We start from the raw sequence: 24,793 nt of genomic DNA on the forward strand, positions 1-24,793 counted from the left end.
GCGTCTCACCATTTGGGACGGTGGTGAGTCGCTGGCTTTGGTGACACAAAAGTTCACTACCATCAAAGTATGTCAAAGCTCATGATGAGAACCATGGATCTGCGTGGGAAGGCCATGTCCCGCGCCCAACTCCTCGCCGCCATGCCCCGGGCCGATATGGGTACCCGGGAGGCCAGTGCCCAGGTGCAGCCCATACTGGACCAGGTGCGCGAGCACGGGGCCGCGGCCCTGCGCGACCTGGAGGAGAAGTTCGATCATGTGCGTCCTCATGATCTGAGGGTCCCGGCATCGGCCATGCAGGAGGCCTTGGAGCAGCTGGATCCCAAGGTCAGGGCGGCAATCGAGGAGTCCGTTAGCCGCATCCGCAAGGTCTGCACCACCCAGGTGCCCAAGCCCATGGCCACCGACCTGGCACCCGGTGCCAGGGTCAGCGAGCGGTGGATCCCGATTGAACGCGTGGGCCTCTACGTGCCGGGAGGCAAGGCCCTGTATCCTTCCTCGGTCATCATGAACGCAGTCCCCGCCCAGATTGCCGGTGTCGATTCCCTGGCCGTGGCCACTCCGCCCGCATCCGACGACCCTCGCGGTCTGCCAGCGTCCATCATCCTGGCTACCTGTGCCATTCTGGGAGTGGACGAGGTCTATGCCGTGGGCGGTGCCCAGGCTATAGCCATGTTCGCATACGGGGCCAGGGGATCCGAGCCCCAGGACGGGGAGATTCTCTGCGACCCGGTCGACAAGATCACCGGCCCGGGCAACATCTTTGTGGCGACGGCCAAGCAGATGGTCTCCGGCATGGTGGGCATCGATGCCGTGGCCGGGCCCACGGAAATCGCTATTCTTGCCGACGGGCAGGCCAACCCCGACTGGGTGGCGGCAGACCTGATCGGGCAGGCCGAACATGACGAGCTGGCCGGCTCGGTGCTGATCACCGACAGCCTGGAACTGGCCCAGGGTGTTCAGGAGGCTCTGGGGCACAGGGTGCCTAGGACCGAGCATGCCGACCGGGTGCGTACCTCCCTGGGCGGTAACCAGTCAGGAATCATTCTGACCGACGGAATCGACCAGTCCGTCGACGTCGCCAATGCCTATGCCGCCGAGCACCTGGAGGTTCAGACGGCCGATCCCGACACCGTCATCGACCGGATTCGGAATGCCGGCGCCATCTTCCGCGGTCCTTACTCTCCTGTGCCCCTGGGTGACTACATGTCAGGATCCAACCACGTCCTGCCCACAGGCGGAACCGCCCGGTTCGACGTGGCCCTGGGCGTCCACACCTTCATGAAGCCTGTCGAAGTCATCGAATATGACCAGGAAGGGCTCAAGCCCATCGCTGCCAAGATCAATGATTTCGCGGTATCCGAGGATCTGCCCGCCCATGGGGAATGCGTCCTGAGCCGGTTCCTGGACGATCCCTACGACAAGGCCGACCTGGAAGCCAACGAAGAGAAGGCCGGCCTAAGGTGAGTGCCATACCCGTCGATCTGCCTCTCCGCACGGACCTGGTAGGGGAGGAACCCTACGGCGCCCCCCAGCTGAACGTGCCGGTATGCCTGAACGTCAATGAAAACCCCTACCCCCTGGACCAGGAGGTGGTCGATGCCATCTGCCGGCGCGTGCGCCAGGTGGCCCCCGGTCTCAACCGCTATCCGGACAGGGAACATGAGGAACTGCGGCGGGCTTTGGCCACCTATCTGAAGAAGGAGTCTGGGGTCTCGCTCCAACCCGACCAGATCTGGGCTGCCAACGGGTCCAATGAGATCATGCTCCAGCTCTTCCAGGCTTTCGGTGGGCCGGGCAGGACCGCCTTGGGCTGCGATCCGACCTACTCCATGTATCCCGAATATGCCAGGGATACCTTCACCGACTGGAAGCTGGCCCACCGGCTGCCCGATTTCAGTCTGGATATGGATACGACCATCGAGCGCATCAAGGAGCTGGGCCCCTCCATGGTCCTGGTGACCAGCCCCAACAATCCCACGGGGACGCCCCTGCCCATGGATCAGCTGATCAGACTCCTGGAGGTCTGCTCCAAGGTCCCTGTAACGGGCGCGGATTCCTCCGCCCGACCCATCGTGGTCGTGGACGAGGCCTACATCGAGTTCCGAGACCCGGGCACCCCCTCGGCGGTCAGTCTGATCGGGCAGTACGACCACCTGGCGGTCAGCCGGACCATGTCCAAGGCCTTCGCCTTCGCCGGGGCCAGGGTGGGCTACCTGGCAGCATCCCAGGGAATAGTCGACGCGGTCCGCATCGTCCGGATGCCCTACCACTTGAGCGCCCTGACCCAGGCTGCGGCCCTGGCTGCCCTGGAGCACACCGACCTCCAGCTGGCTCGGGTGGATAAGCTTCGCCAGACCCGTCAGAAAACCGCCAAGTGGCTGGCCGGACAGGAGTTCCATGGCCGGCCCCTGACCGTGGTCCCCTCTGCCTCCAACTTCATCCTCTTCGGCACCTTCCCCGACCGCGATGCCGTCTTCGAGGCCATGAAGGATGAAGGCGTACTGATCCGTGCCGTAGGTCCCCAGGGCTACCTGAGGGTCTGCATGGGCACGGACGCGGAGATGGAGCGATTCCGCCAAACCCTGGTCCAGGTCCTCAAGCGGTTCTAGGAGGATGCAGACCAGCGGAACGGCTATGCTGGTGGTCTAGACGCCGCGCAGAAGACCTAGTGCGGACTGGAGTGTGCGGCAGAAAGCGGAGGAACAGCAATGGCAGGCAGAACAGCCACCATCACCCGCCAGACCAGTGAATCCAAGGTGAGCCTGAGTCTGGACCTGGATGGCACCGGGGTGACCGACATCGACACCTCGGTTCCTTTCTATGACCATATGATGACGGCCCTGGGTAGGCATTCCCTGATCGACCTGACAATCAAGGCCAGCGGGGACACCCAGATCGACGTCCATCACACCGTTGAGGATGTGGCCATCGTCTTTGGCGAGGCCCTGGCCCAGGCCCTGGGAGACAAGCGGGGCATCAAGCGCTTCGCCGACGCCACCGTCCCCCTGGACGAGGCCCTGGCCCGAGCCGTGGTCGACATTTCCGGCAGGCCCTATGCGGTATGCACCGGTGAGCCTGAGGGGTTCCAGTACGCCATGATCGGCGGGCACTTCACTGGCTCCCTGGTCAGGCACGTCATGGAGTCCATTGCCCTGCACGCCGGCATCTGCCTGCACCTGACCCTCCTGTCGGGCAGGGACCCGCACCACATCGCCGAGGCAGAATTCAAGGCTCTGGCCAGGGCTCTTCGTTTCGCTGTGGAGCCTGATCCCAGGGTGAAGGGCATCCCCAGCACCAAGGGGTCGCTATGAGCGCCGATGAACACGACAACAAGGACAGCAAGAATCAGGACCTGCCGGATTCCGGCCATCATCTGAGTGAGGAAGAAGTCGAGCGGGCCTTGGCCAGCTTTGAGGCCGAGTTCAATGAGGGTCAGGATCAAGCTGATCAGTCAGCTGAACGCTCTGGATCAGGCTTGAATGCCGAGACCGGCATGGATTCCAAGCCCGCTGACCAAGGGTCGGTGGAACCGGACGAGGCTGATGGCGCTGCGGCTGACTTCGATCAGGAGCTTGAAGGCCTGATCGGCAACAGGGCCAAGGCCGCCGTCATGGTGACCCGTCTGGCATCTGCAGAGCTTCTGGCGGCCTTCTGCCAGATATCCGATATTTCTGCATGGTGCATCCAGGCCCGTGAGGGTGCCGTGGCCGTCCTGAGAAATCTGGACGGGGACGGCCCTGAGGCAGCCATCCGCGATCTGACCACGGTCGTATCCGGGCTCAGCGCCATTCTGGCAGTCAACCGGGCCGACAAGCTCGAGGTGACCCTCTGGATCAGCGGACAATCAGGTCAGACGCTTGCACCGCCCATTCTCTTTGCCGCCACCGCCGACTTTGTGGAGGACCTGATGATCGGGACCACCACAGTAGACAGGCTGCGCCAGGATGGGGCCGCCATCTTTGACTCGGGGGAGTACAACCGCGAGAAGGCCATGGGCATCATCGCCTCGCACACCAGGTTCGGGGCCGGAGGATCGACTCGCAAGGGCCGCGTCGAATAATCAAGTCGAATGGAACTTCAGACAGGAGACTTGGCTAGGAGGAACATGACCAGGATACAGGTGCTTGACTATGGGTTCGGCAATGTCAGATCCATGGTGCATGCCCTCTCCCAGCTTGGGGTCGATGCGCAGATCAGCGCCGACCCGGACCTGGCCATGAAGGCCGACGGCCTGGTCATACCCGGCGTGGGGGCCTACGGGGCCTGTATGGCGGGGTTGCGGGCCGTAGGCGGCGACCGCATCATCCTGGATCGTCTGGCCCAGGGCTTGCCTGTTCTTGGGGTCTGCATAGGTCTTCAGGTCATGTTCCAGTTTGGGGACGAAGACGGCCACAGCGAGCCCGGGCTGGGCCTGATCCCCGGTCGGGTGACCAAGCTGGATGCCGATGTAGTGCCCCATATGGGCTGGGACCATGTCCAGGCGCCTCAGGGAACACGACTACTGGCAGGTGTCCAGGATCAGCGCTTCTACTTCGTCCACTCCTATGCCGCTATGGCGGCGCAGCCCGATCTGTCTGTGCGAGTATCAGCATTGAATAAACATAGCGACAGCCAGACAGGGTCAGTCCAGCCAGAGTCGGACAAGACCATACAGGACGCCTCTTTCGGTGAACCGCTGGTCACCTGGGCCACCTACGGACGCAGCAGATTCGTGGCCGCTTATGAATGCGGCCCCTTGAGTGCCACCCAGTTCCATCCTGAAAAGTCCGGACAGGCCGGCGCGCGGCTGCTGACCAATTGGGTGCGGACCCTTCCCAGGGCTTCCGGACGCCCTTCCGAGAAAGGTGAATGAGATGCTGACGCTCCTACCCGCTGTCGATGTCCGTGACGGAAAGGCGGTTCGCCTGAAGCAAGGGGTCTCCGGTTCCGAGAAGGTCTACGGGGAGCCTGCCGATGCAGCCAAGGCCTGGGTAGACCAGGGTGCCGAGTGGCTCCACCTGGTCGACCTGGATGCGGCCTTCGGCACGGGCGACAATCGCGACAAGCTGTCCGCCCTGGTCAACGAGCTGGGGGATCGCGTCAAGGTGGAGCTCAGCGGGGGCATCCGCGACGACGCCAGCCTGGAGGCAGCCCTGGATGCAGGCGCCACCCGGGTCAACATCGGCACGGCGGCTCTGGAGAATCCGGAATGGACCAGCCAGGTTCTGGGTCGCTACGGAGAGAAGGTCTGTGTGGGGCTGGACGTGCGCGGACACACCCTGGCCGCCCGGGGCTGGACCAGACAGGGCGGCGACCTTTTTGAGGCCATGGAGCGACTGGACCGGAACGGGTGCAGCCGGTACGTGGTCACCGACGTGACCCGCGACGGGATGATGACCGGCCCCAATCTGGATCTGCTCGGGCAGGTGGCTGCCCGGACCCCGGCCAAGGTGACCGCCTCGGGAGGCATATCCAGCCTGGATGACTTGAGCCACATCCTGGACCTGGCCGATCGGGGTGTGGACAGCGCCATCCTGGGCAAGTCCCTCTATGAGGGGGCCTTCACCCTGGAGCAGGCACTGGACCTGGTCTCTGGGCATTGTTAACGCTATAAGCAAATCCGCGAAATATAGGAATGGGAGCATAAGCTCTATGGATAAGCAAGAGGAGTTCGCGCTGCGCACTGTCGAGGAGCGCGATGTCCGGTTCATTCGTCTCTGGTTCACCGATGTCTTGGGAACCCTGAAGTCGGTGGCCATAGCGCCCACCGAGCTGGAGGTGGCCTTCGAGGAGGGGCTGGGCTTCGACGGCTCGGCCATCGAGGGCATGACCAGGGTCTCCGAGGACGACATGATCGTCAAGCCCGACCCGTCCACCTTCCAGATTCTTCCCTGGAGGGGCGGGCCGCAGGGCACAGCGCGAATCTTCTGCGACGTGCTCACCCCGGACGGCGAGCCCAGCAGCGGGGATCCCCGGCACGTGCTCAAGCGGGCCCTGGCCAAGGCCAAGGAGAAGGGCTTCATCTTCTACACCCACCCGGAGATCGAGTTCTACCTGTTTGAGAACCAGGATGACTGGTCCCAGGTCCCGACCCCCATCGACGAGGGCGGCTACTTCGACCATGTGCCCCGCAGCCCGGGGATGGACTTCCGGCGGGCCTGCGTCAACATGCTTGAGCAGATGGGCATCTCGGTGGAGTACTCACACCACGAGGCCGGACCAGGACAGAATGAGATCGACCTGCGCTATGCCGACGCCCTGACCACCTCCGACAACATCATGACCTTCCGGACCGTGGTCAAGGAGATCTCCTTGGAGCGGGGAATCTACGCCAGCTTCATGCCCAAGCCCTTCACCGACCAGCCGGGGTCGGGCATGCATACCCATCTGAGCCTGTTTGAGGGGGACACCAACGCCTTCTACGAGGTGGGCCAGGAGTTCAACATGTCCCAGACGGCCCGGCAGTTCGCCGCCGGCATCCTGGCCCATGCGGCCGAAATCTGCGCGGTGACCGACCAGTACGTCAACTCCTACAAGCGTCTATGGGGCGGGGCTGAGGCGCCCAGCTACGTCTGCTGGGGGCACAACAACCGGTCCGCCCTCCTGCGCATACCCCAGTACAAGCCCGGCAAGGGCAACTCGGCCAGGATGGAGTTCCGCGGGCTGGATCCGGGGGCCAATCCATATCTGGCATACTCGGTGCTGCTGGCTGCCGGCCTGGACGGGATCGAGCAGAAGATGACCCTGGGCGAGCCCACCAGCGACGACGTCTGGGAGCTGACCGACGCTGAGCGGCAGGCCATGGGCATTGAGCCCCTGCCTGACAGCCTGGATGCAGCGCTCAAGGTCATGGAGAAGTCGGACTTCGTGGCCGAGGTGCTGGGTGAGCAGACCTTCGAGTACTTCCTGCGCAACAAGCACCGGGAGTGGGCCGGGTACAGCCGGCAGGTCACCCCCTACGAGCTGGCCTACTACCTGCCCAAGCTTTGAATCCGGGGCTTACTGGTCCGATCGGCCGAACCAGCTGTTGTAGATGATGACGAAGTTACGATTGCCGTAGCTTGAGCAGCGGTTGCCTTCGCCGTCGCCTGCCCGCAGTGCTGCCTCGTTGGGCTGGTAGGGCGTATAGATGTAGAGCAGTGCAGTGGCATCGTTCTCGATGTAGACCTTGCCGCTGCCACAGGAGGCATCGGGGCTGAAGCGTACATCGTTCAGGGCCTTGGTCTGATAAGCGTACTGGTCCCGGTGGGCCTGATAGTAGCGGAATCGGTGGGCGGCCCCGTAGACCTGGTTGAAGAATCCGGCATAGCGGGTGTCGCAGTCTGCATCATCAGGGCAGGAGAGGCCCATGGCCGACTGAAGCTGGACCTGGGCGGGGGGCTGGTCGGTGGCCACCAGATGCTGCTCCTTTTGCAGCATGGTCAGGAGGACTTTCTGACTTATCCCACAGGAGCGGGCGGATCCGTCGATGATCTGAGCCGCGCTCTGTCCCTTGCCACCCTTGTAGGCATCGCATAGGCCGTCGTTGGGGCGGTCGGGAACATCCATCTGCAGGCTTCGTAGGCAGGTGGATCCGTTGCAGGATGCCCCCTTCTGGTCCAGGAAGGCCTGAACATCGTCGGCGTTCATGTCCACGGTGTCGTGGAAGCGGTGATCGGTGATAATCCTGCCTGGATTGAAGACATACTCCTGGGAGAGCTGCTCCTGGTGGCGGATGACGCGTCCGACCATCAGCCGGTAGGAGACGAAGCGGACGGCCAGTATGCACAGGGCGACCATCAGGACTATGGCCATCAGGGCTGCCCCCAGGGTCTGCGCGCGGCGGAGGGTAATCCGCCCGCGTTTGGTGCCGACCCTGCGTTTTGGTCCCGATGGCCTTGTGCTCATGGTTTTCCTTCCAGCGCCTTCCTGATTCGTTGCAGGCTGACGGGGATGGCCGTCCCCAGCTCCTGGGCCCAGATGGAGACAAAGTACTCCTCCATCATCCAACGTCCCCTTTGCGCACGGTCCATGGCCTGGTCTCGTCCGGGACCGGCGGGCAGAGCCTGGGCCGCCTTGGCCGCCTGGTCCACCAGATCCTGGGCGGTCTGCGCCTGCCATGCCCATCGTACGTCACGATCCTTGTCCCTGCGGGCCTTGTCCAAGCGCATCAGGTCGGCCTTCAGGTATGTGCGCAGACGGGGCAGGGCATAGGGTGGATCGGCCCCGATGAAGCCCTTGGCCAGGAGATTTGCCGAATGCTGGCGTATCCACTGCAGGACCGAGAGCAGGGGCAGATCAGCCGGTCCGGACACGGCCTTGTCCACCTGTGCCGAAGTCTCCAGAATGCCGACTACATCCTTGGCCACCTGATACACAGTATCCTCGTAGACCTGGCTGACGCTGGCCACAGCCTCCTGTAGGGTCCGATCGTCGGTGATGGCATCGGTGTGGGGAATCAGGCGCTTGACAGCGGCCATCTGCAGGTCCTCAGCCAGGGCGGAGGTGTCCGGATAGGGGGCCGAGGCCAGCATCAGGGCCTCCCGGCTCAGCCAGCGTGAGGAGATTCGCTGGGCAGGCAGGTGGAGCTTGTCCAGGGCGGCCTGCCAGATCAGCACTTCGCGGGGTTTGGTGGTGGCGCCGGACTGGTGGAGCAGGTCGGCACTCTTGACCACCTGGCCCTGTCGGGCGGCCTTGCTGGCCTGGGAGTCCACGCGGGACCGGGCCGACTGTCGGGCCTGTCCCGCCAGGTCGCGCTGCAGGTCGGTCAAGGACTTGGATCGGCCCAGGACCTTGGGGTGGCCGTGACCCTTGCGGCCCTGACGTCGATCCTCCTCCACCTGGAAGGTGGGCCGCAGGTAGTCAGGCAGCCGTTCCAGCCTGGCTGGAGTGAAGACCTCAGGGTGCAGCTGGGCTCCCACCGTATCGATTGCTGCGGCGGTGAAGGCCTGCTCGAAGTCCGGCCAGCCACCAGCGGGGATGGCTCCTGCACCGTGTTCGTCTCCGTCTGCATGCTGGTCTGCTGATCCGTAGGTGGCCTGCTCTACCGATGCCGGATCGGCGCCGGGCAGCAGGGGATAGTGGCCGTCTATCCAGGCGCGGATGGTCCGGGCGGCATCAGGGGCGGGGACGAACTGGACCCGCAGGGCCTTGGGCAGGGACTTGATGGTGGCTGTGATCAAATCGTCCAGAAGGCCGGGCACGGTCCAGCTGAATTGGCCTGGGGTCAGCTGGTTCAGGCAGTGCAGGGGGATGTGGACCGTGATGCCGTCGTCCGACTCTCCCGGCTGATAGCGGTAGGTCAGGGGCAGATTCATGGGCCGGCCGTCGATGCCCTGGGTGTGCCAGTGGTCCGGATAGTCACCGGGCCGGTAGGAGGCGGACTGGTCGTTCAGGCGCTCCACCTTGTCGGGGTCGAAGTCCAGCAGGTGCGGGTCCGCATCGTGGTGCTTCCGCCACCAAGAGCCCAGTGCGGCCAGGGAGGTGGCCTCCTGGGGAATGCGTTCCTGGTAGAAGTCGTAGAGGTCCTCCTCGGTGACGGTGCCGGTCACCTGGCGGGTCCGGCTGGTACGCTCGCCGGCCTCGCTGAGCACCTGCCGATTGGCCTGGATGAAGCCGTCATGCGGGAAGCGCTCGCGCACATCGCCCTGGACCAGGCCCTGGCGTATCAGCATGTCCCGGGCCTGACCGGGGTTGATCCGCGCCCACTGCACGGTCCTATCGCGCACGATGGGCAGACCGTAGAGCAGGACCTTGGAGGTCGCCACCGCGGCACCACGGGAGGCCGACCAGTGGGGCTCGGCGTAGGTGGTTCTGGTCAGGGACTTGGCCAGAGGCTCGGCCCAGGCAGGGTCGATGGCTGCGCAGCAGCGCGCCCAGAGCCGGGAGGTCTCCACCAGTTCGGCGGCCATGATCCAGGGCGGATTGGCTTTGGCCAGGGCGGAACCGGGGAAGATGGCGAAATGCGTGCCGCGCGCCCCCTGGTAGTCGTTCTTGGCCTGCCGGCGCGCCCGCTTCATGGCCTTGGCTCGGGCCGCGCCATGCAGGCCGGCGAAATCGGAGGCCTTGGGTTCGTGGACCACTTGCATGCCCATGCTGGAGAGCAGGCCGGCCAGCATGGACCGGTGGATCCCTTGGTCGTCCCAGGAGCAGACCAGGGCATGTGCCGCCTGCTGTCCAATAGGCAGGTCCAGCAGGGCCTGATCCGGTCCCTTGACGGGGACGGGGGAGCCCACCTTCATGTGCAGGCCCCGGCACATCTGGGCCAGCTGCCGGTAGAGGTCATGCCACTGCCGCATGCGCAGGAAAGCCATGTACTCCTGCTTGCAGGCCTTGCGCAGGGCCCCGTTGGAGGGCTCCTTGTCCTGCGGGAAGAAGCGGTTCCAGATATTCAGGGCCGTCAGGAAGTCGCTGGAGGGATCCTCATAGCGGGCGTGGATCCGGTCGGCCTCCTCGCGCTTCTCCTCAGGGCGCTCGCGGGGGTCCTGCAGGGAAAGGAACGCCACGACGACCAGAACGGCGGCCAGGGTGTCCGGGGTGGCATCCTGACCGGCCTGCAGGATCATTCTGCCCAGACGGATGTCGATGGGGATCCTGGCCAGCCGCCGTCCCAGGCTGGTCAGCCGGATGAGGCCCTGCTGGCGGGAGATGGCCTGCAGCTCAGTCAGTTCCCGCAGACCGTCGCTGACCGCACGGGTGTCAGGCGGATCGATGAAGCCGAAGTCGGTGACGTCCTCGGCGGTATGGGCTACGCCCACCGAGAGCATGTGCAGGATGACCGAACCCAGGGAGGTACGCAGGATCTCCGGGTCGGTGAACTTGGGACGGGTGTCATAATCGTCCTTGGCATACAGGCGGATGGCGATGCCGTCGGCCACACGTCCGCAGCGGCCCGCACGCTGATCGGCGGAGGCCTGGGAGATGGGCTCGATGGGCAGGCGCTGGACCTTGGCCGACTTGGAATAGCGGCTGATCCTGGCCAGTCCCGGGTCCACCACGTATCGGATGCCCGGCACCGTCAAGGAGGTCTCGGCCACGTTGGTGGCGATGACGATGCGCTGATGGCCGTGGTGTTCGAAGACCCGGTGCTGCTCCTTGGTCGACAGGCGGGCGAAGAGGGGGATGATCTCCAAGGCGTCCGGGCGGCGCATGTCGGAGGTCCGCGGGCCGAAGTGCCGTCGCAGGGCGGTCTCGTACTCGCGGATGTCGCGCTCGCCGGCGGCGAAGACCAGGATGTCTCTGGGGCCGTCGACATGGGTGGAGTGGATGACCAGCTCGGCGCAGGCCCGGGCCACCGCCTTAGGGAGGTCCGGCTCCTCCCTGTCCTGGCCCTCCTCTTCGGAGTCGAACCCGGGGACATGCCGCATCAGGGCAGGGGCCGATCCTGCTGGCTCGTAGAGGGTCTGGACCGGATAGGTGCGTCCGGAGACCTCCAGCACGGGCACCTGGGTGTGCAGGGCCTTGGCGAAGTGGTCCCGGAACTTGACCGAATCGATGGTGGCTGAGGTGATGATCAGCTTCAGATCGGGCCGTTTGGGCAGCAGGGCGGTCAGGTACCCCAGCAGAAAGTCGATGTTCAGGCTGCGTTCGTGGGCCTCGTCGATGATGATGGTGTCGTAGGCCCGCAGCTGGGGATCGCCCTGGATCTGCGCCAGGAGAATGCCGTCGGTGACCACTCGCAGGCGGGTGCTCCGGCTGGACTTGTCGGTGAAGCGGACCTGGTAGCCGATCTGGTCGCCTAGCCTGGTGCCAGTCTCCGAAGCGATGCGCTCGGCCACGGTTCTGGCGGCGATCCTCCTGGGCTGGGTGTGCACAATCTGACGACCGTGGTCGCCGCGGCCCATCTGAAGGAGGATCTTGGGGATCTGTGTGGTCTTGCCCGAGCCGGTCTGGCCTGAGACGATGACCACCTGGGAGGACTGCACGGCATGGACGATGTCCTCCTTGGCCGCGCTGATGGGCAGCTCGGCAGGATACTCGAACCTCATGCCCGGCCCACCTCGATGATCCGGTAGCCCTTGGCCGAGGCATACTTCTCTGCCGTCCAGCCGGAGCCCAGGGCCTCAGCCAGCCAGGGAATCAAGGAATCGGCGCCCAGGTTGCGCTGGACCACCAGGTAGGCCCGGCCTTGGGGCTTCAGTCTGGGCAGGTAGGTCATCAGCAGGTCGTGCAGGGCCGCCTTGCCCACTCGGATGGGCGGATTGGACCATATCAGGTCGAAGCGCAGATCGTCCGGCACCTGTTCCGGAGTCAAGGTGCGAACCCTGTCAAGACTCTGGGTTTTTGCATTGCGGGCAGTCAGATCCAGGGCTCGGAGGTTGGTGTCCACAGCATAGACCTTGGCTTTGGGTGACTGCATGGCCATGCTCAGGGCGATGGGACCCCAGCCGCAGCCCAGGTCCAGAAAATCACCCTCGGCCGGGGGCTGGGGGACACGTTTGAGCAGGACCGAGGTGCCCAGGTCTAGCCTGCCCGACGAAAAGACCCCGTTGGAGACCTCCACCTGGCAGGTGCGGCCGGCGAGTTCAACCTGGATGGTCCGCCGCTGGTCGGGGGAGGCCGGACGGGCTACGAAGTATTGTTCGCCTCCGTCCGTCCCGGTCCTGGAGGATTGCCCCCGGCTTCTGCCATGGTCCCTGTGCGTCATGTCCATCCTGTCCGTCTTTGAAGACTGCCCGTCCCTCGGGCGCTCGCTGATGTCTGCTAAGAAGATGATAATAAAGACTGTGTCATGATTCCGCCTACACCGGATTCGTTCCCTAGTCCATAGATCAATGCAGAGGTGCCTTTGACCCAAGAAAAACCGACCCAAGAGCATGGTTCAGCAGTTGTCGATGTCCGCCAGGACCCGCTCTTACACAAGTCCGAGGTGCTGACCCGCGGCGAAGGGCAGGTCGGGCAGGACCAGGATCAGGAGTGGGAGGAGCGCAGTCGACGCAATGCCTTCCGCCATGTCGAGGGGCTTGGCGAGCTCCAGGACGTGACCGAGGTGGAGTACCGCAAGGTCCGTCTGGAGCGGGTGGTCCTGGTCGGCGTCTGGTCGGGTTCGCGGACCACGGTCGGCCAGGCCGAGGAGTCCCTACGCGAGCTGGCTGCCCTGGCGCGGACTGCCGGGGCCGAGGTGCTGGATGGACTGCTCCAGCAGCGTGTCAAGCCCGATCCGGCCACCTACCTGGGTTCCGGCAAGGCACGGGAGCTGGCGGGTATCGTGGCCCGGCTGGGCGCCGACACCATCATCACCGACGACGACCTTCATCCCTCCCAGCGACGTGCCCTTGAGGATGTCACCAAGGTCAAGGTGGTCGACAGGACGGCCCTGATTCTGGACATCTTCGCCCAGCACGCCACCAGCAGAGAGGGCAAGGCCCAGGTGGAGTTGGCACAGCTGGAGTACATGCTGCCCAGGCTGCGCGGCTGGGGCGGATCCCTCTCCCGCCAAGCCGGAGGACAGGCTGCCGGGCAGGCCGGCGGCATAGGCTCCCGCGGACCCGGAGAAACCAAGATCGAGACCGATCGGCGGGTCATCAGGCGGCGGATTTCCCGGCTGAAGCGACAGATTGCCCAGATGGCCCCCTCGCGTCAGGTCAAGCGTGGGTCCCGGCGGCGCTATCAGTTGCCGGCTGTGGCCGTGGTGGGTTACACCAATGCCGGCAAGTCCTCGCTGACTAATCGGCTGACCGGGTCCGAGGAACTGGTTGAGAACGCTCTCTTCGCCACCTTGGATACGGCCGTCAGGCGCACCAAGGCGGAAGATGGCCGGCTCTACGTCTATGTGGACACGGTCGGGTTCGTCCGCCGCCTGCCCACCCAGCTGGTCGAGGCCTTCAAATCCACCCTGGAGGAGGTGGGTCAGTCCGACCTGATTCTGCACGTCGTGGATGGCTCCCACCCCGATCCCTTCGGGCAGATCAGGGCAGTGGATGCCGTGCTGGCAGACATCCCCGGCGCCGAGTCCATTCCACGCCTGCTGGTCTTCAACAAGGTGGATCTGATCGACCAGGATGCCCGGCAGCGGCTTGTCAACCTCGAGCCCGAGGCCTTTTTGGTCTCGGCCAGGCAAGGTCAGGGTCTTGAGTCCCTGCGCAGGCGGGTGGAGGAGCTGCTGCCCGCACCCGCCGTGCATGTCCAGGCCATCCTGCCCTACACCAGCGGTTCCCTGCTGGAGCAGGTGCGGCAGTTGGGACGGGTGGATTCATTGGAATACCGGGCCGATGGGGTTGCGCTGAGCGCTGATGTCGACGACCGGCTGGCGGCTGCCGTGCTTGACCAGGCCATTGATCAAAAGCCCTTGCAGGCTCCGGCGGGTGACACGCCATCGGGAGGACTGAACTCCTAAGGGGCGGATGCACGCCAGGTCACCTATGCTGGGTAGACTACGTATGTTGTGTCAGCGGCAAACCCGTTTCCCGGGTTCCGATAAGAGAGGTCCATAAAACTATGGCGGAATCATCAATCAAGCCAACCAAGCTAGCGATCGTAGGAGCCGGAGCCGTGGGGTCGACCCTGGCCTTCTCGGCGGCCCAGCGCGGTGTGGCTCGGGAGATCGTCCTTGAGGATATCAACGCCCAGCGTGTTGAGGCCGAGGTCCGCGACATGCAGCACGGATCCAGCTTCTACCCCACGGTCACCATCGACGGCTCGGACGATCCTCAGATCTGCGCCGACGCCGACATGGTGGTCATCACGGCCGGAGCCAGGCAGAAGCCTGGGCAGACTCGGCTTGACCTGGCCGGAGCCACCATCAACATGATGAAGTCCATCATCCCTCAGATGGTCGAGGTGGCCCCCAATGCCATCTTCCTGCTGATCACCAACCCCGTCGACATCGTCACCAGGGTTTCCCTGGAGCTGTCCGGACTGCCGGTCAATCAGATGTTCGGCTCGGGCACCAATCTGGACTCCGCTCGCCTGCGCTACCTGATCGGCCAACAGACCGGGGTCAATGTCAAGAACGTCCATGCCTACATCGCCGGCGAGCACGGCGACTCCGAGGTCCCGCTCTGGAGCTCGGCCACCATCGGCGGCGTGCCCATGTGCGACTGGATGGAGCTGCCCGGCCATGAGCCTCTGGACGCGGCCAAGCGTGAGGAGATCCACCAGGAGGTGAAGAACGCCGCCTACCAGATCATCGAGGGCAAGGGTGCGACCAACTTCGCCATCGCCATGTCCGGCGTGGACATCATCGAGTCCATCCTGAACGGCACCGACCGGATCCTGCCGGTCAGCTCCCTGCTGGAGGATTTCCACGGGATCTCCGACGTGTGCATGTCGGTTCCCAGTGTGCTCAACCGTGACGGGGTCAACACCCATATCAACACCCCTCTGAGCGACGGGGAGCTGGCTGCTCTGAAGCGTTCCGCCGAGACCCTCAAGGAGACGGCAAGCAAGTTCGGCTTCTGAGTATTTCCCAGAACACCCTTGCCTTGTGCCCCCTGGTGGCATACCTTGGTGACTGATGAATCGGGGTATGCATGAGCTCTCATGAAGGTGTTGTCCAGGGTGGCGGGTCCGCCCATCGTCGACAGCTGCTGACGACCTTGGCACTGACGGGGACGGTCTTCGTGGCCGAAGTCGTCGGTGCCTTGGTCACCCGCAGCCTGGCCCTGCTGGTCGACGCCGGACACATGATGACCGACATGGCCGTGCTGATCGCCTCCACCGTCACTGCAGTGTTGATGGAGCGCCGCCCCACAAATCGGCGGACCTGGGGTTGGTCCCGCCTGGAGGTCATCACGGCGGCTGGCGGGGCTCTGGTTCTGCTGGCCGTGGGTGTTTACGCCATTGTTGAGGCTGTCTTGCGGCTCTGGTCACCTGGGCGGGACCAAGTCCATCAGCAGGGGTTGCTGCTTTTCTTCGGCATTCTGGGTCTGGCTGCCAATGTGGGGTCCATCCTGGTCCTGGCCTCCGGGCATAAGGACAACCTGAACATGCGTGCCGCTTTTCTCGAGGTGGTCAACGATGCATTGGGCTCCGTGGCGGTTCTGATATCAGCCGTGGTCATGATGCTCACCGGCTGGGCCGGCTTTGATGCCGTGGCGGGAGGTCTGATCGCTCTGCTGATGATTCCGCGTGCGATCAAACTGCTGGCCAGCAGTGTTTCCGTGCTTCTTGAGGAGACCCCAGCGGACCTCGACATGGCCAAGGTCAGGCAGCACCTGGAGGAAGTGCCTGGCGTACTTGAGGTTCATGACCTACATGCCAACAGCGTCTCCACCGGCCTGCCCCAGCTGACAGCACACGTGATCGTTCCCAAGGGTACGACGGCCGTTGAAAACGAACGTATTCTGACCAGCATGCAACGCTGCCTGCGCGATCATTTTCCGGTCTCGGTCGAACATACGACCTTTCAGATAGAGCCGCAGGGGCACAGAGACAGCAGCGGCGAGCATTTGGACATGTAGCCTTCAGACCTTGCGCAGAACGGTGACCACCTTACCCATGATGACGGCGTGGGTGCCGTCGATAGGGGAGTATGCCGGGTTGTGGGGAATCAACCAAACGTGGCCTTTCTCGCGTCGGAAGGTCTTTACCGTGGCCCCATCGTCCAGCAGAGCCGCGACGATGTCTCCGTTCTCGGCTTCCTGCTGACGGCGGACGACAACAAAGTCTCCGTCGCAGATGGCGGCATCGACCATGGAATCCCCATGGACCTCGAGCATGAATAGCTCACCGGATCCCGTCAGACGTTCGGGCAGACGCATGACATCGTCCACATGCTGCTCGGCCAGAATAGGCTGACCGGCGGCGATTCTGCCGACCAGGGGCACGTCGCGCGACTGCATGATCGCCTCGTCGGCCTGCGTGTCGGGGAAGGGTACGATCTTGGCGGTTCCTGCAGCCGGCTCAGGCTGGTCCTGAACCAACTCTATGGCACGTCCCTTGTTGGCAGTCAGACGAATGTAGCCCAAATCTTGCAAGACCTGAAGCTGGTGCTTGACGGAAGAAGTGCTGCGTAGTCCTGCGTCTTTGCCGATCTCCCTGTAGGAGGGCAGGAATCCACGCTCTGCCAGGTGCCGCTTGATAGCTTCCAAAACCCTGGCCTGGCGATCGGTCAGCTTAGGTCGGGATCCCTTATTCAGGCTCTCGGCGTTGACGGAAGTTTCAGCGGCTTCCTGAGAGTCGGCGCTGTTGGTGACAGTGGTCTGGTTGAGGGAGCTCGTAGCCGTGGACCCGGTAAAGGGGATGGTACTCACGATGGGCTCCTTTCCTTGCAAACTGAACTCAGTCTAACCTGCCTGGAGTGAAAAATCAAACAAATGTTCGAATCAGCCTTGCCAAATGGCTCTCACGGTGCCACAATGAGAACATCTGTTCGATAGAACAAATGTTCGAAAGAGGTGTGCCATGGTTGTTCGTACCTGTGCCAGTTCCCGCATGTCTGCGCCGTCGAACCTGTTTTCGGCCTGCCGGGCGTATGTAGGTTCTGTGTTCTCGTCCGTCATGGCTCATCTTCGTAGAGCTGCCAAAGCCTGTGTGTCCGAGCAAGGTTTTCTGAGTGTCGTTGTGCATAGATTCGCGGTTTTCCTGCCTGTCGGTGTTCTGACCCTGGCTGGAATCGGATTGATGGCTCGACCGGCCAGCTCCGCTCCAGGACCGCAGGAGGTCATCACCAGAACTGTTCGTCCGGGCGATAATGTCTGGTCCTACGCGGCTTCGATCACACCACAAGGTGAGGATGTCACTAAAAACGTGGACCGCATCATGCAGATCAACAATATGTCTTCACCCAATCTGCGTGTTGGCGACCGAATTCTGATCCCCAGCGACGATTGAGACAGTGACTTTCAATCCAGGGAATCAATGAAGGGGTTTCAATGACTTGTCGTCTGAACGGAGGCAATAGCTGAATTCGAGGAGTTTGTCCAGGGTTGTACGCTGATAGGCCCGGTATACGTGGGTCTCGCGGTCCTTTGGCGCTATGATATTGCCTATGCACTGTCCTTTCTGCCAGAATCCCGATACCAAGGTTGTGGATACGCGAATCAGCGACGACGGCCATGCCATCAGACGCCGCCGTGAGTGTCCGAACTGCTCGCGTCGGTTCACCACGGTGGAGACTTCGATTCTCTTGGTCATGAAACGCTCAGGCAATGCCGAGCCTTTCAACCGCGACAAGGTTATCTCTGGTGTGAGGAAGGCCTGCCAGGGTAGGCCCATCGATGAGAATGACCTAAAGCTCCTGGGCCAGCAGGTCGAAGAGGATCTACGTTCGCGCGGCCTGGCCCAGGTTGATTCGGAAGAGGTCGGCAGGGCCATCCTGAAGCCCCTCAGGGAGCTGGATGAGGTGGCCTATCTGCGCTTCGCTTCGGTATACCGCAACTTCAGCAACCTGGAGGACTTCCAACAGGCCATCGATACCCTGCGCGCCGAGGACCAGTCAGCTGAAGAGCAGTCTGCAACTGCACAGTCCTGAAATTAGCTACTCAGGCACCTAGGCACATCATCCCAGGTCCAGCAGCCTCTGATCCTTGGATGTCTGGGCGATGACCAACTCCTGGGTCGGTCGCGTCATGGCCACATAAAGGTCGGCCGCCGCGCTCAGCCTGGAGGGGGCTTCATCCTGAATGGCTCCAGGTTCAACCAGAACCACGGCGTCGAATTCCAGTCCCTTGGTGTGGCCGGTGGTCGTGACCATGATCTGGTGCTCCTGTGACTTATCAATATGGAGCCGGGAGCTGACCTCGGCTTCCAAAGCACTGGGAACGATGATGGCCAGGCGTCCGGTACCGTCTTTGCCTAGATGGCGTTCCGCCAATTCGCCCACCAGGTCAGGCAGCTGGTCCAGCAGGCTGGCCTGATCCCCTGCTCGCAGATGACTGACTGATCCTTCCACCTCGCGCACGGCCTTGAGTGTGGAAACCTCAAGACCCTCGGAGGCTGCGAATGAGGAGGCCAGGTTGGATACCTGGCGAGGGTTGCGATAGTCGATGGTCAGCTGCCGCAGGTCCCACCCGTCCGGGCCGAAAAGCTTGTCCATGGTGGAGGCCCAGGACCGTGTGCCACCAAGGGCCGCTGTCTGGGCCACATCCCCGACGATGGTAAAGGACCGGGATGGGCAGCGCCGGACCAGCATCCTCCAGTCCATGGCCGTCAGCTCCTGGGCCTCGTCGACCACGATGTGCCCGTAGACCCATTCTCGGTCGCCGGCCGCCTGGGTGGCTGCCTGATTATCATCCTGACCGTTTATGGAATCCAGCAGCATCTGCGAGGTCACGATGCCTGTGCCGATGCCGTTCTGAGCCAAGGTATCGCTGGCAAACCGGCGTTCCTCATCGCGGCGGGCCTTTTCAGCCTGGTCTCGATCCGCCTGGCGGGGGTCGGGGCCCAGCAGCTCCATGGCCTCGTCCAGGATGGGGATGTCGGATACGGTCAGTTCGGCGCCGTCCTGGCGGGTCAACAGGTCAATCTGTTCAGGAGTCAGCCAGGGGGCGAACCGGCGCAGACGGTCCGGCCTGGACCAGAGGTCGTTGACCAGCCAGCGGGGATTCATGGGGAGCCAGGCCAGATTGAGGGTCCGTCGCACCTGGTCGTTCAGACGCAGCAGGGAGGTGACCCGGGCAAGTTCCTCGGCTCCGGGCTGATAGTCCACTCCCTCGGCATAGCGGGTGGTCATGGCGTTCAGGGCCGAGCGCACGAAGGTGTTTCTGGCCTTGTTGTGCGGTTGATGGCTGCGGCGTGCATCGACCAGGGCCTGTTCCAGGTCGACCGCCAGCATGGGTACGGCAACCCCGTCCACCTTGACCGTGGGCAGGGAGCCAGGCACCCGCTCCCGAGATGCGACGGCGTTGGCTACGGCCTCGGCCATGCGGATGTCCCCCTTGAGTCGGGCCACGTGCGGGTCCTCCTGGCGTTCGGTGCTGATGCCGGGGATGAGGTCGCCTATGGTGCGGCTGAGCACTCCGGTCTCACCCAGGGAGGGCAGGACCTGGTCGATGTAGTGCAGGAAGGCGTTGCTGGGCCCGACGATGAGCACGCCCGAAGTCTCCAGTCTGCGCCGGTGGGTGTAGAGCAGATAGGCCGCCCGATGTAGGGCCACGGCCGTCTTGCCGGTGCCCGGCCCGCCCTGGACCACCAGCGGACGGGTCATGGGAGAGCGGATGATCCGGTCCTGTTCGGCCTGGATGGTGGCTACGATGTCGGTCATCTGCCCGGTACGGCGGCTGGACAGGGAGGCCATGAGCGCGCCCTCGCCGGCAAGCGTGCCGCCCTGGGCCGCCTTATCTACCTCGGGGGCGGATAAGTCCAGGACCTCATCCTCGATGCCGGTGACCTGGCGGAAGTTGAGGGTGATGTGCCGACGCATGACGATGTCGCCGTGGTCCGCCGGGGTGGCCTCGTAGAAGGGGCGCGCGGCCTCGGCACGCCAGTCGGTCAGAATGGGCTCGTGGTTGCTGTCCAGCAGACCCAGCCGTCCGATATATCGCCGGCCGCCCTGGGCCGTATCCAGTCGGCCGAAGACCAGACGGTCCTCCACGGCCCGCAGCTGGGTCAGCCGGTCCTCATACATGTTGGCGAAGGAATCCCGCTCGGTGCGCTGGGTGGGGGATCCGTGTGAGCCGGCGGCCCTGACTGCATCCAGTCTGGTCCTGGCCTGTGTCCGCAGTTCGTCCAGACGGCCGTAGGCCCTGTCCACCGCCGTCTGCTCTTCATGCAGCTGTGAGGAATAGCTCGACATGTGCGTCCGTTCTGTCCAATGTTCAAAAATCGGATGATCCAATATACCGCTCGACCTCTACTTTTTCGGCTCTGAAGACCCTCGGCCGCGCTCTCTTTGACGGGTGGCGAAACGCCGGGCCGGTCCCTTTGGTGAGTCGAATGGTTGGGTTTGGGCCTGAAGTGGTGTCATGGTGGTGAGCAATGGGGATAAGTGGGGTAAAGTGGGGAGCATTGCGTAGGGGACGCTACCCGATGGGGTCGTCCCATGGTTACCAAACTGGCATTGGAGGTGGGGCATGGCCGATACATACGAGGCAGATGCCTCCTCGCCTTCCCTGCCGCCCATGCTTCTGGGTACCTACACGCCCAAGATGGATTCCAAGGGACGCCTGGCTCTGCCGGCCAAGTTCCGCGCTCAGCTGGGTCAGGGCCTGGTCATGGCCCGCGGCCAGGAGCGTTGCGTCAGCCTGCTGCCCACCGAGGAATTTCGACGGATGGCCGTGCGTATCCAACACACCTCCATGGGCGACAAGTCAGCCAGGGACTACCTGCGCGTATTTTTGTCCGGTGCCGTCGACCAGATCCCCGACAAGCAGGGGCGCATCCTGGTTCCGCCCATGCTCCGCTCCTACGCACGGCTGACCGGCCCCGTCGTGGTCATCGGTGTGGGCACCCGTGCCGAGATTTGGGATCAGGATTCCTGGTCCTCCTACCTGGAGAGCAAGGAGCAGGGCTACGCCGATATTGCCGACGATGTTCTTCCGGCGGTGGATTGCTGATGGAGGCCCTCATGGAAAATCGCAATCCGCCCGACCAGGAGGCTGTGGACAGCGGCATGGTCCATCGTCCCGTCCTGCTGGAGCGCTGTCTTGCGCTGGCCCGGCCCGCCTTGGAGCACCGGGGGGCCGTGGCTGTGGATTGCACGCTGGGCCTGGCCGGTCACGCCACCGCCTTCCTCAAGTCCTGTCCCCAGGCCCGTCTTATTGGCATTGACAGGGATCTTGAGGCTCTGGACCTGGCCACAGGCCGGATGCGTGACGAGGGCCTGGCCGACCGCTTCACCCCGGTGCATGCCCCCTTTGACCAGCTGGATCAGCAGCTGGATGCCCTGGGCCTGGGCCAGGTGGACCTGGTCTTCATGGATCTGGGGCTGTCCTCCCTGCAGATCGACCAGCGTGACAGGGGGTTCACCTACCGGCAGGACGCTCCGTTGGACATGCGTATGGACACCAGCCAGGAGCTGACGGCTGCACAGGTTCTGGCCGAGTACGACAAGGACCAGTTGGCCGGCATCTTCTCCCGGTATGGGGAGGAGCGCTATGCAGGACGCATCGCCCGGGCCATCGTGGAGGCCAGGCAGGAGCAGCCGCTTACCACCTCGGCCCAGCTGGATCGTCTGGTTGACAGGGTTGTGCCGCGTGGCCACCGTCCTCCGGGCAATCCGGCCAAGAGGGTCTTCCAAGCCCTGCGCATCGAGGTCAACGGAGAGCTGGACCGCCTGCGGCGAACCCTGCCTCAGGCCATTCTTCGCTTGACCCAGGGTGGTCGTCTGATTGTGGAGTCCTACCACTCCCTGGAAGACCGTATGGTCAAGCGCTTCATGGCGCCAGGGCTGCACGTTGACCTGCCGGCTGGCATGCCGGTGGTGCCCGATCAGGCCCGTCCCTACTTGTCGGATCTGACCCATGGGGCCATCAAGGCCGATGTGGCCGAGCGGGAAAGCAACCCTCGGTCCGCCTCGGTGCGCCTGCGGGCCGTGGAGATGATTGGGACAATCCCTGAGGAGCGTCGTCATCGGCTTGAGTCCGAAGCCCGTGGTGAGTTCTCAGATGGTCATCATCGCCATGCCGGCCACGGTTCGGAATCGAGGCACCGGTCATGACCATGCCAGCACGTTCGGTCCGTTCCAAGGCCTCCCCGGACAAGGGGCATCCCCGCATCCAGGAGATGCCCACCAGGCCTGAGCTCAGTCTGATCAAGGGCACAGGCAAGGCAGGCAAGGCGCGCCAGCCGGAACGAGGTCCAGTGGCTGAGGGGGTCCGGCGTCTGATCGGCTGGACGCGGACCCGGGGCAATCCTCTGCTGCGGATTATGACCTCGGTGGTTTTTCTGGCGGCCTGCATGTTCGGCTCCCTGATGCTGCGCACCCAGATGGTCCAGGATTCCTTCGAGGCCACCCGGATCCAGCATGAGATCAGCAATCTCAACCAGGACGTCCAGGATGACCAGAACAAGCTCGACCAGCTCCAGGCCTCCCTGCCGGACAAGGCCCAGCAGCTGGGCATGCAGCCACAGCAGGGTCTGAACTCCATCGATCTGCAGGGCTACAAGCCTCCTCAGGATGCCCATGGCAAGGCGGGGCATCCATGAGCGGCAAGGGAACCAAGCGCTCCTGGCATCTTTCCTTCTGCAAGCGTTCGCTGTCTGTCGGCCTGATTCTGATCCTGGTGGCCGCTCTGGCCCTGGGCAAGCTGGCCTACATCCAACTCTTTGACGGAAGGTCCATGGCCCAGGCTGCTGCGGCAAGTCGCACCGTGCCGCACACCATCAAGGCCCAGCGTGGCCGCATCCTGGATGTCAATGGCAGGGTGCTGGCCCAGAGCCTGGAGCGATACAACATCATCGGCGACCCCGAGGCGGCCGCCTCTTTCATACCAATCAACTGCACCAAGCGCACCGGAAGTGACTGCCACAGTATCAAGGGCCATCCGGTGGGCGCCGACGGTGCTGCCGGCGTGGCACGTCTTCTGGCACCGGCCCTGGGGATGAACGCCATGGAGCTTGGCGGCAAGCTCAGCGTTCCCGGACGGTACGTGGTCCTGGCCAAACGGGTGACTCCCGAGGTCAAGCGCTCCATCGACAAGCTGGGGCTGCAGGGGATCATCACGGCCGAGCTGAGCAGCGAACGCACCTATCCTCACGCGGATCTGATGGGAGCCCTGATCGGGGGCATCGACGACAGCGGCAAGGGAGTGGCCGGGATCGAGCAGATGGAGAATCGGCGGCTGACCGGCACTGACGGCTATACGGTCTATCAGCAGGGGATGCTGGGCCAGGAGATTCCCGGAACCATGACCCGTCAGCGCAATCCGGTCAACGGCAAGGATGTGAGATTGACCATTGATCAGGACGTGCTCTGGTATGTCCGCCAGGCCCTCAAGTCAGGCTGCCAGAACTATCATGCGGACTGGGCACTGGCGGTGGTTCAGGACACCCGCACCAACGAGATTCTGGCCCTGGCCGACTCCGACGATTACCAGGCGGGCAGCGACCAGGCCAAGGTCAACTCCTCCAGGGCGGTGGCGGAGACTTTCGAGCCCGGATCGGTCGGAAAGACCATCTCGGCCGCTGGCATGCTCCAGGAGCAGGCGCACTCCATGACCGACCGCTTTACAGTGCCCGACCACATCACCCTCGACAACCAGCAGTACAAGGATTCCTTCAACCATGGGGACGAGCATTGGACGCTGGCCGGAATTTTGCAGAATTCCTCCAACGTGGGCATGGTCATGGCCGGCCAGAACTACCCGGACCAGAAGCGTTACGACTATCTGACCCGCTTCGGCATCGGCCAGGTCTCGGCCCTGGGCCTGCCGGGGGAGTCCAAGGGACTGCTGACCACGCCTCAGACCTGGGACCGGCGCACCCGGAACACGGTGCTGTTCGGCCAAGGCTATGCCACCAACGCCGTTCAGCTGACCAATGCCATCGCCACCCTTGCCAATAAGGGGGTCCATTCCGACCAGACCATCATCCGCGGTCAGGGCGCCCCCAAAGCTCATCAGGTCAGGGTCGTGGACGAGAAGGTGGCCGCCGAGGTCATGAACGCAATGGAATCGGTGTCAGAGAAATACGATAAGACGGTCAAGGTGGAAGGCTACAGGATAGCCGCCAAGACCGGCACCGCCGAGGTAGCCGACAGCTCCGGCAGGCTGGGCGGCATCGTCAGCGACTGGGTGGGCATACTGCCCGCTGACGATCCCCGCTTTGTGATCACCGTGGTGCTGAAGAACCCCCACAGCAGTGCCGGGATTTTCGGCGGCGTCACCGCAGGTCCCATCTTCGCCCAGATCGGTGAATTCCTTATGCAGAAATACCAGGTCCCCACGTCCCAGCCCAGAACCGATGCTATCCCGGTAACATGGTGATACCGGCAGGCATCATGGCGTTCCCGGAC

The 24,793-nt window shown here is 63.6% G+C and carries 21 protein-coding genes; 16 read left to right on the forward strand and 5 right to left on the reverse strand.

What is annotated here, in order from left to right; genetic code table 11:
• The first annotated feature begins 69 nt into the window (after positions 1–69).
• The 7 genes from hisD to glnA all read left to right on the forward strand — a co-directional run bounded on the left by hisD (position 70) and on the right by glnA (position 6,972).
• Positions 70–1,467 (forward strand): histidinol dehydrogenase, encoded by a 1,398-nt coding sequence (gene hisD, locus P272_RS0102050; protein ID WP_029677907.1) that lies wholly within the window; start codon positions 70–72, stop codon positions 1,465–1,467.
• Positions 1,464–2,612 (forward strand): histidinol-phosphate transaminase, encoded by a 1,149-nt coding sequence (locus P272_RS0102055; RefSeq protein WP_029677908.1) that lies wholly within the window; start codon positions 1,464–1,466, stop codon positions 2,610–2,612. The genes hisD and P272_RS0102055 overlap by 4 nt, the downstream gene beginning before the upstream one ends.
• A gap of 99 nt (positions 2,613–2,711) precedes the next feature.
• A complete protein-coding gene (gene hisB / locus P272_RS0102060) occupies positions 2,712–3,314 on the forward strand; it encodes an imidazoleglycerol-phosphate dehydratase HisB (protein ID WP_029677909.1) in 603 nt (200 codons plus the stop codon).
• Positions 3,311–4,063: a hypothetical protein gene (locus P272_RS0102065; RefSeq protein WP_029677910.1), complete on the forward strand. Its 753-nt coding sequence runs from the start codon at positions 3,311–3,313 to the stop codon at positions 4,061–4,063. The genes hisB and P272_RS0102065 overlap by 4 nt, the downstream gene beginning before the upstream one ends.
• Positions 4,064–4,108: 45 nt before the next feature.
• Positions 4,109–4,855: an imidazole glycerol phosphate synthase subunit HisH gene (gene hisH, locus P272_RS0102070; protein ID WP_044097644.1), complete on the forward strand. Its 747-nt coding sequence runs from the start codon at positions 4,109–4,111 to the stop codon at positions 4,853–4,855.
• Position 4,856: 1 nt separating this feature from the next.
• A complete protein-coding gene (gene priA / locus P272_RS0102075; protein WP_029677912.1) occupies positions 4,857–5,588 on the forward strand; it encodes a bifunctional 1-(5-phosphoribosyl)-5-((5-phosphoribosylamino)methylideneamino)imidazole-4-carboxamide isomerase/phosphoribosylanthranilate isomerase PriA in 732 nt (243 codons plus the stop codon).
• Between the two features lie 46 nt (positions 5,589–5,634).
• The gene (glnA, locus tag P272_RS0102080; protein WP_029677913.1) at positions 5,635–6,972 is read left to right on the forward strand and encodes a type I glutamate--ammonia ligase; all 1,338 of its coding nucleotides are present in this window, start codon (positions 5,635–5,637) and stop codon (positions 6,970–6,972) included.
• 9 nt (positions 6,973–6,981) lie between these two features.
• On the opposite strand, the gene P272_RS0102085 is transcribed toward glnA, so the two are convergent.
• The 3 genes from P272_RS0102085 to P272_RS0102095 are packed head-to-tail and all read right to left on the reverse strand — an operon-like array spanning position 6,982 to position 12,613.
• Positions 6,982–7,869, reverse strand: a complete 888-nt coding sequence (locus P272_RS0102085; RefSeq protein WP_081709001.1) for a hemagglutinin — start codon at positions 7,867–7,869, stop codon at positions 6,982–6,984.
• A complete protein-coding gene (hrpA, locus tag P272_RS0102090) occupies positions 7,866–11,948 on the reverse strand; it encodes an ATP-dependent RNA helicase HrpA (RefSeq protein ID WP_029677915.1) in 4,083 nt (1,360 codons plus the stop codon). Before hrpA ends, P272_RS0102085 begins: the two co-directional genes overlap by 4 nt.
• Entirely contained in the window at positions 11,945–12,613 is a 669-nt protein-coding gene (locus P272_RS0102095) for a class I SAM-dependent methyltransferase (RefSeq protein WP_441293852.1), read from the reverse strand. The genes hrpA and P272_RS0102095 overlap by 4 nt, the downstream gene beginning before the upstream one ends.
• A 216-nt stretch (positions 12,614–12,829) precedes the next feature.
• On the opposite strand from P272_RS0102095, the gene hflX reads away from it, so the two are divergent.
• From hflX to P272_RS0102110, 3 genes are all read left to right on the forward strand, one after another.
• Entirely contained in the window at positions 12,830–14,296 is a 1,467-nt protein-coding gene (gene hflX, locus P272_RS0102100) for a GTPase HflX (RefSeq protein WP_155804943.1), read from the forward strand.
• A 101-nt stretch (positions 14,297–14,397) separates the two neighbouring features.
• A complete protein-coding gene (locus P272_RS0102105; protein ID WP_024627229.1) occupies positions 14,398–15,360 on the forward strand; it encodes an L-lactate dehydrogenase in 963 nt (320 codons plus the stop codon).
• A gap of 71 nt (positions 15,361–15,431) precedes the next feature.
• On the forward strand, positions 15,432–16,361 hold the full coding sequence (locus P272_RS0102110) for a cation diffusion facilitator family transporter (protein WP_029677918.1): 930 nt from the start codon (positions 15,432–15,434) through the stop codon (positions 16,359–16,361).
• A 3-nt stretch (positions 16,362–16,364) separates the two neighbouring features.
• Here P272_RS0102110 and lexA read toward each other — a convergent pair whose 3' ends face one another.
• Entirely contained in the window at positions 16,365–17,039 is a 675-nt protein-coding gene (gene lexA, locus P272_RS0102115; RefSeq protein WP_029677919.1) for a transcriptional repressor LexA, read from the reverse strand.
• Between the two features lie 424 nt (positions 17,040–17,463).
• Between lexA and P272_RS09400 the strand changes: the two genes are divergently transcribed.
• Both P272_RS09400 and nrdR read left to right on the forward strand, forming a co-directional pair.
• Positions 17,464–17,733, forward strand: a complete 270-nt coding sequence (locus P272_RS09400; RefSeq protein WP_052323123.1) for a LysM peptidoglycan-binding domain-containing protein — start codon at positions 17,464–17,466, stop codon at positions 17,731–17,733.
• 157 nt (positions 17,734–17,890) lie between these two features.
• Positions 17,891–18,373 carry a transcriptional regulator NrdR gene (gene nrdR / locus P272_RS0102125; protein ID WP_044097646.1) on the forward strand — a complete coding sequence of 161 codons (483 nt, stop codon included), beginning with the start codon at positions 17,891–17,893 and terminating at the stop codon, positions 18,371–18,373.
• Positions 18,374–18,400: 27 nt separating this feature from the next.
• On the opposite strand, the gene P272_RS0102130 is transcribed toward nrdR, so the two are convergent.
• The gene (locus P272_RS0102130) at positions 18,401–20,635 is read right to left on the reverse strand and encodes a HelD family protein (RefSeq protein WP_029677922.1); all 2,235 of its coding nucleotides are present in this window, start codon (positions 20,633–20,635) and stop codon (positions 18,401–18,403) included.
• A 277-nt stretch (positions 20,636–20,912) separates the two neighbouring features.
• Between P272_RS0102130 and mraZ the strand changes: the two genes are divergently transcribed.
• The 4 genes from mraZ to P272_RS0102150 are packed head-to-tail and all read left to right on the forward strand — an operon-like array spanning position 20,913 to position 24,764.
• Positions 20,913–21,395, forward strand: coding sequence for a division/cell wall cluster transcriptional repressor MraZ (gene mraZ, locus P272_RS0102135; RefSeq protein ID WP_029677923.1), 483 nt, complete (start codon positions 20,913–20,915; stop codon positions 21,393–21,395).
• Between the two features lie 11 nt (positions 21,396–21,406).
• The gene (gene rsmH, locus P272_RS0102140; RefSeq protein ID WP_044097708.1) at positions 21,407–22,498 is read left to right on the forward strand and encodes a 16S rRNA (cytosine(1402)-N(4))-methyltransferase RsmH; all 1,092 of its coding nucleotides are present in this window, start codon (positions 21,407–21,409) and stop codon (positions 22,496–22,498) included.
• On the forward strand, positions 22,495–22,986 hold the full coding sequence (locus P272_RS0102145) for a hypothetical protein (RefSeq protein WP_044097647.1): 492 nt from the start codon (positions 22,495–22,497) through the stop codon (positions 22,984–22,986). The genes rsmH and P272_RS0102145 overlap by 4 nt, the downstream gene beginning before the upstream one ends.
• Entirely contained in the window at positions 22,983–24,764 is a 1,782-nt protein-coding gene (locus P272_RS0102150; protein WP_029677926.1) for a peptidoglycan D,D-transpeptidase FtsI family protein, read from the forward strand. The genes P272_RS0102145 and P272_RS0102150 overlap by 4 nt, the downstream gene beginning before the upstream one ends.
• Positions 24,765–24,793 lie beyond the last annotated feature (29 nt).

Source organism: Bifidobacterium sp. 7101 (genome assembly GCF_000499285.1).
Classification (GTDB): Bacteria; Actinomycetota; Actinomycetes; order Actinomycetales; family Bifidobacteriaceae; genus Bombiscardovia; species Bombiscardovia apis_A.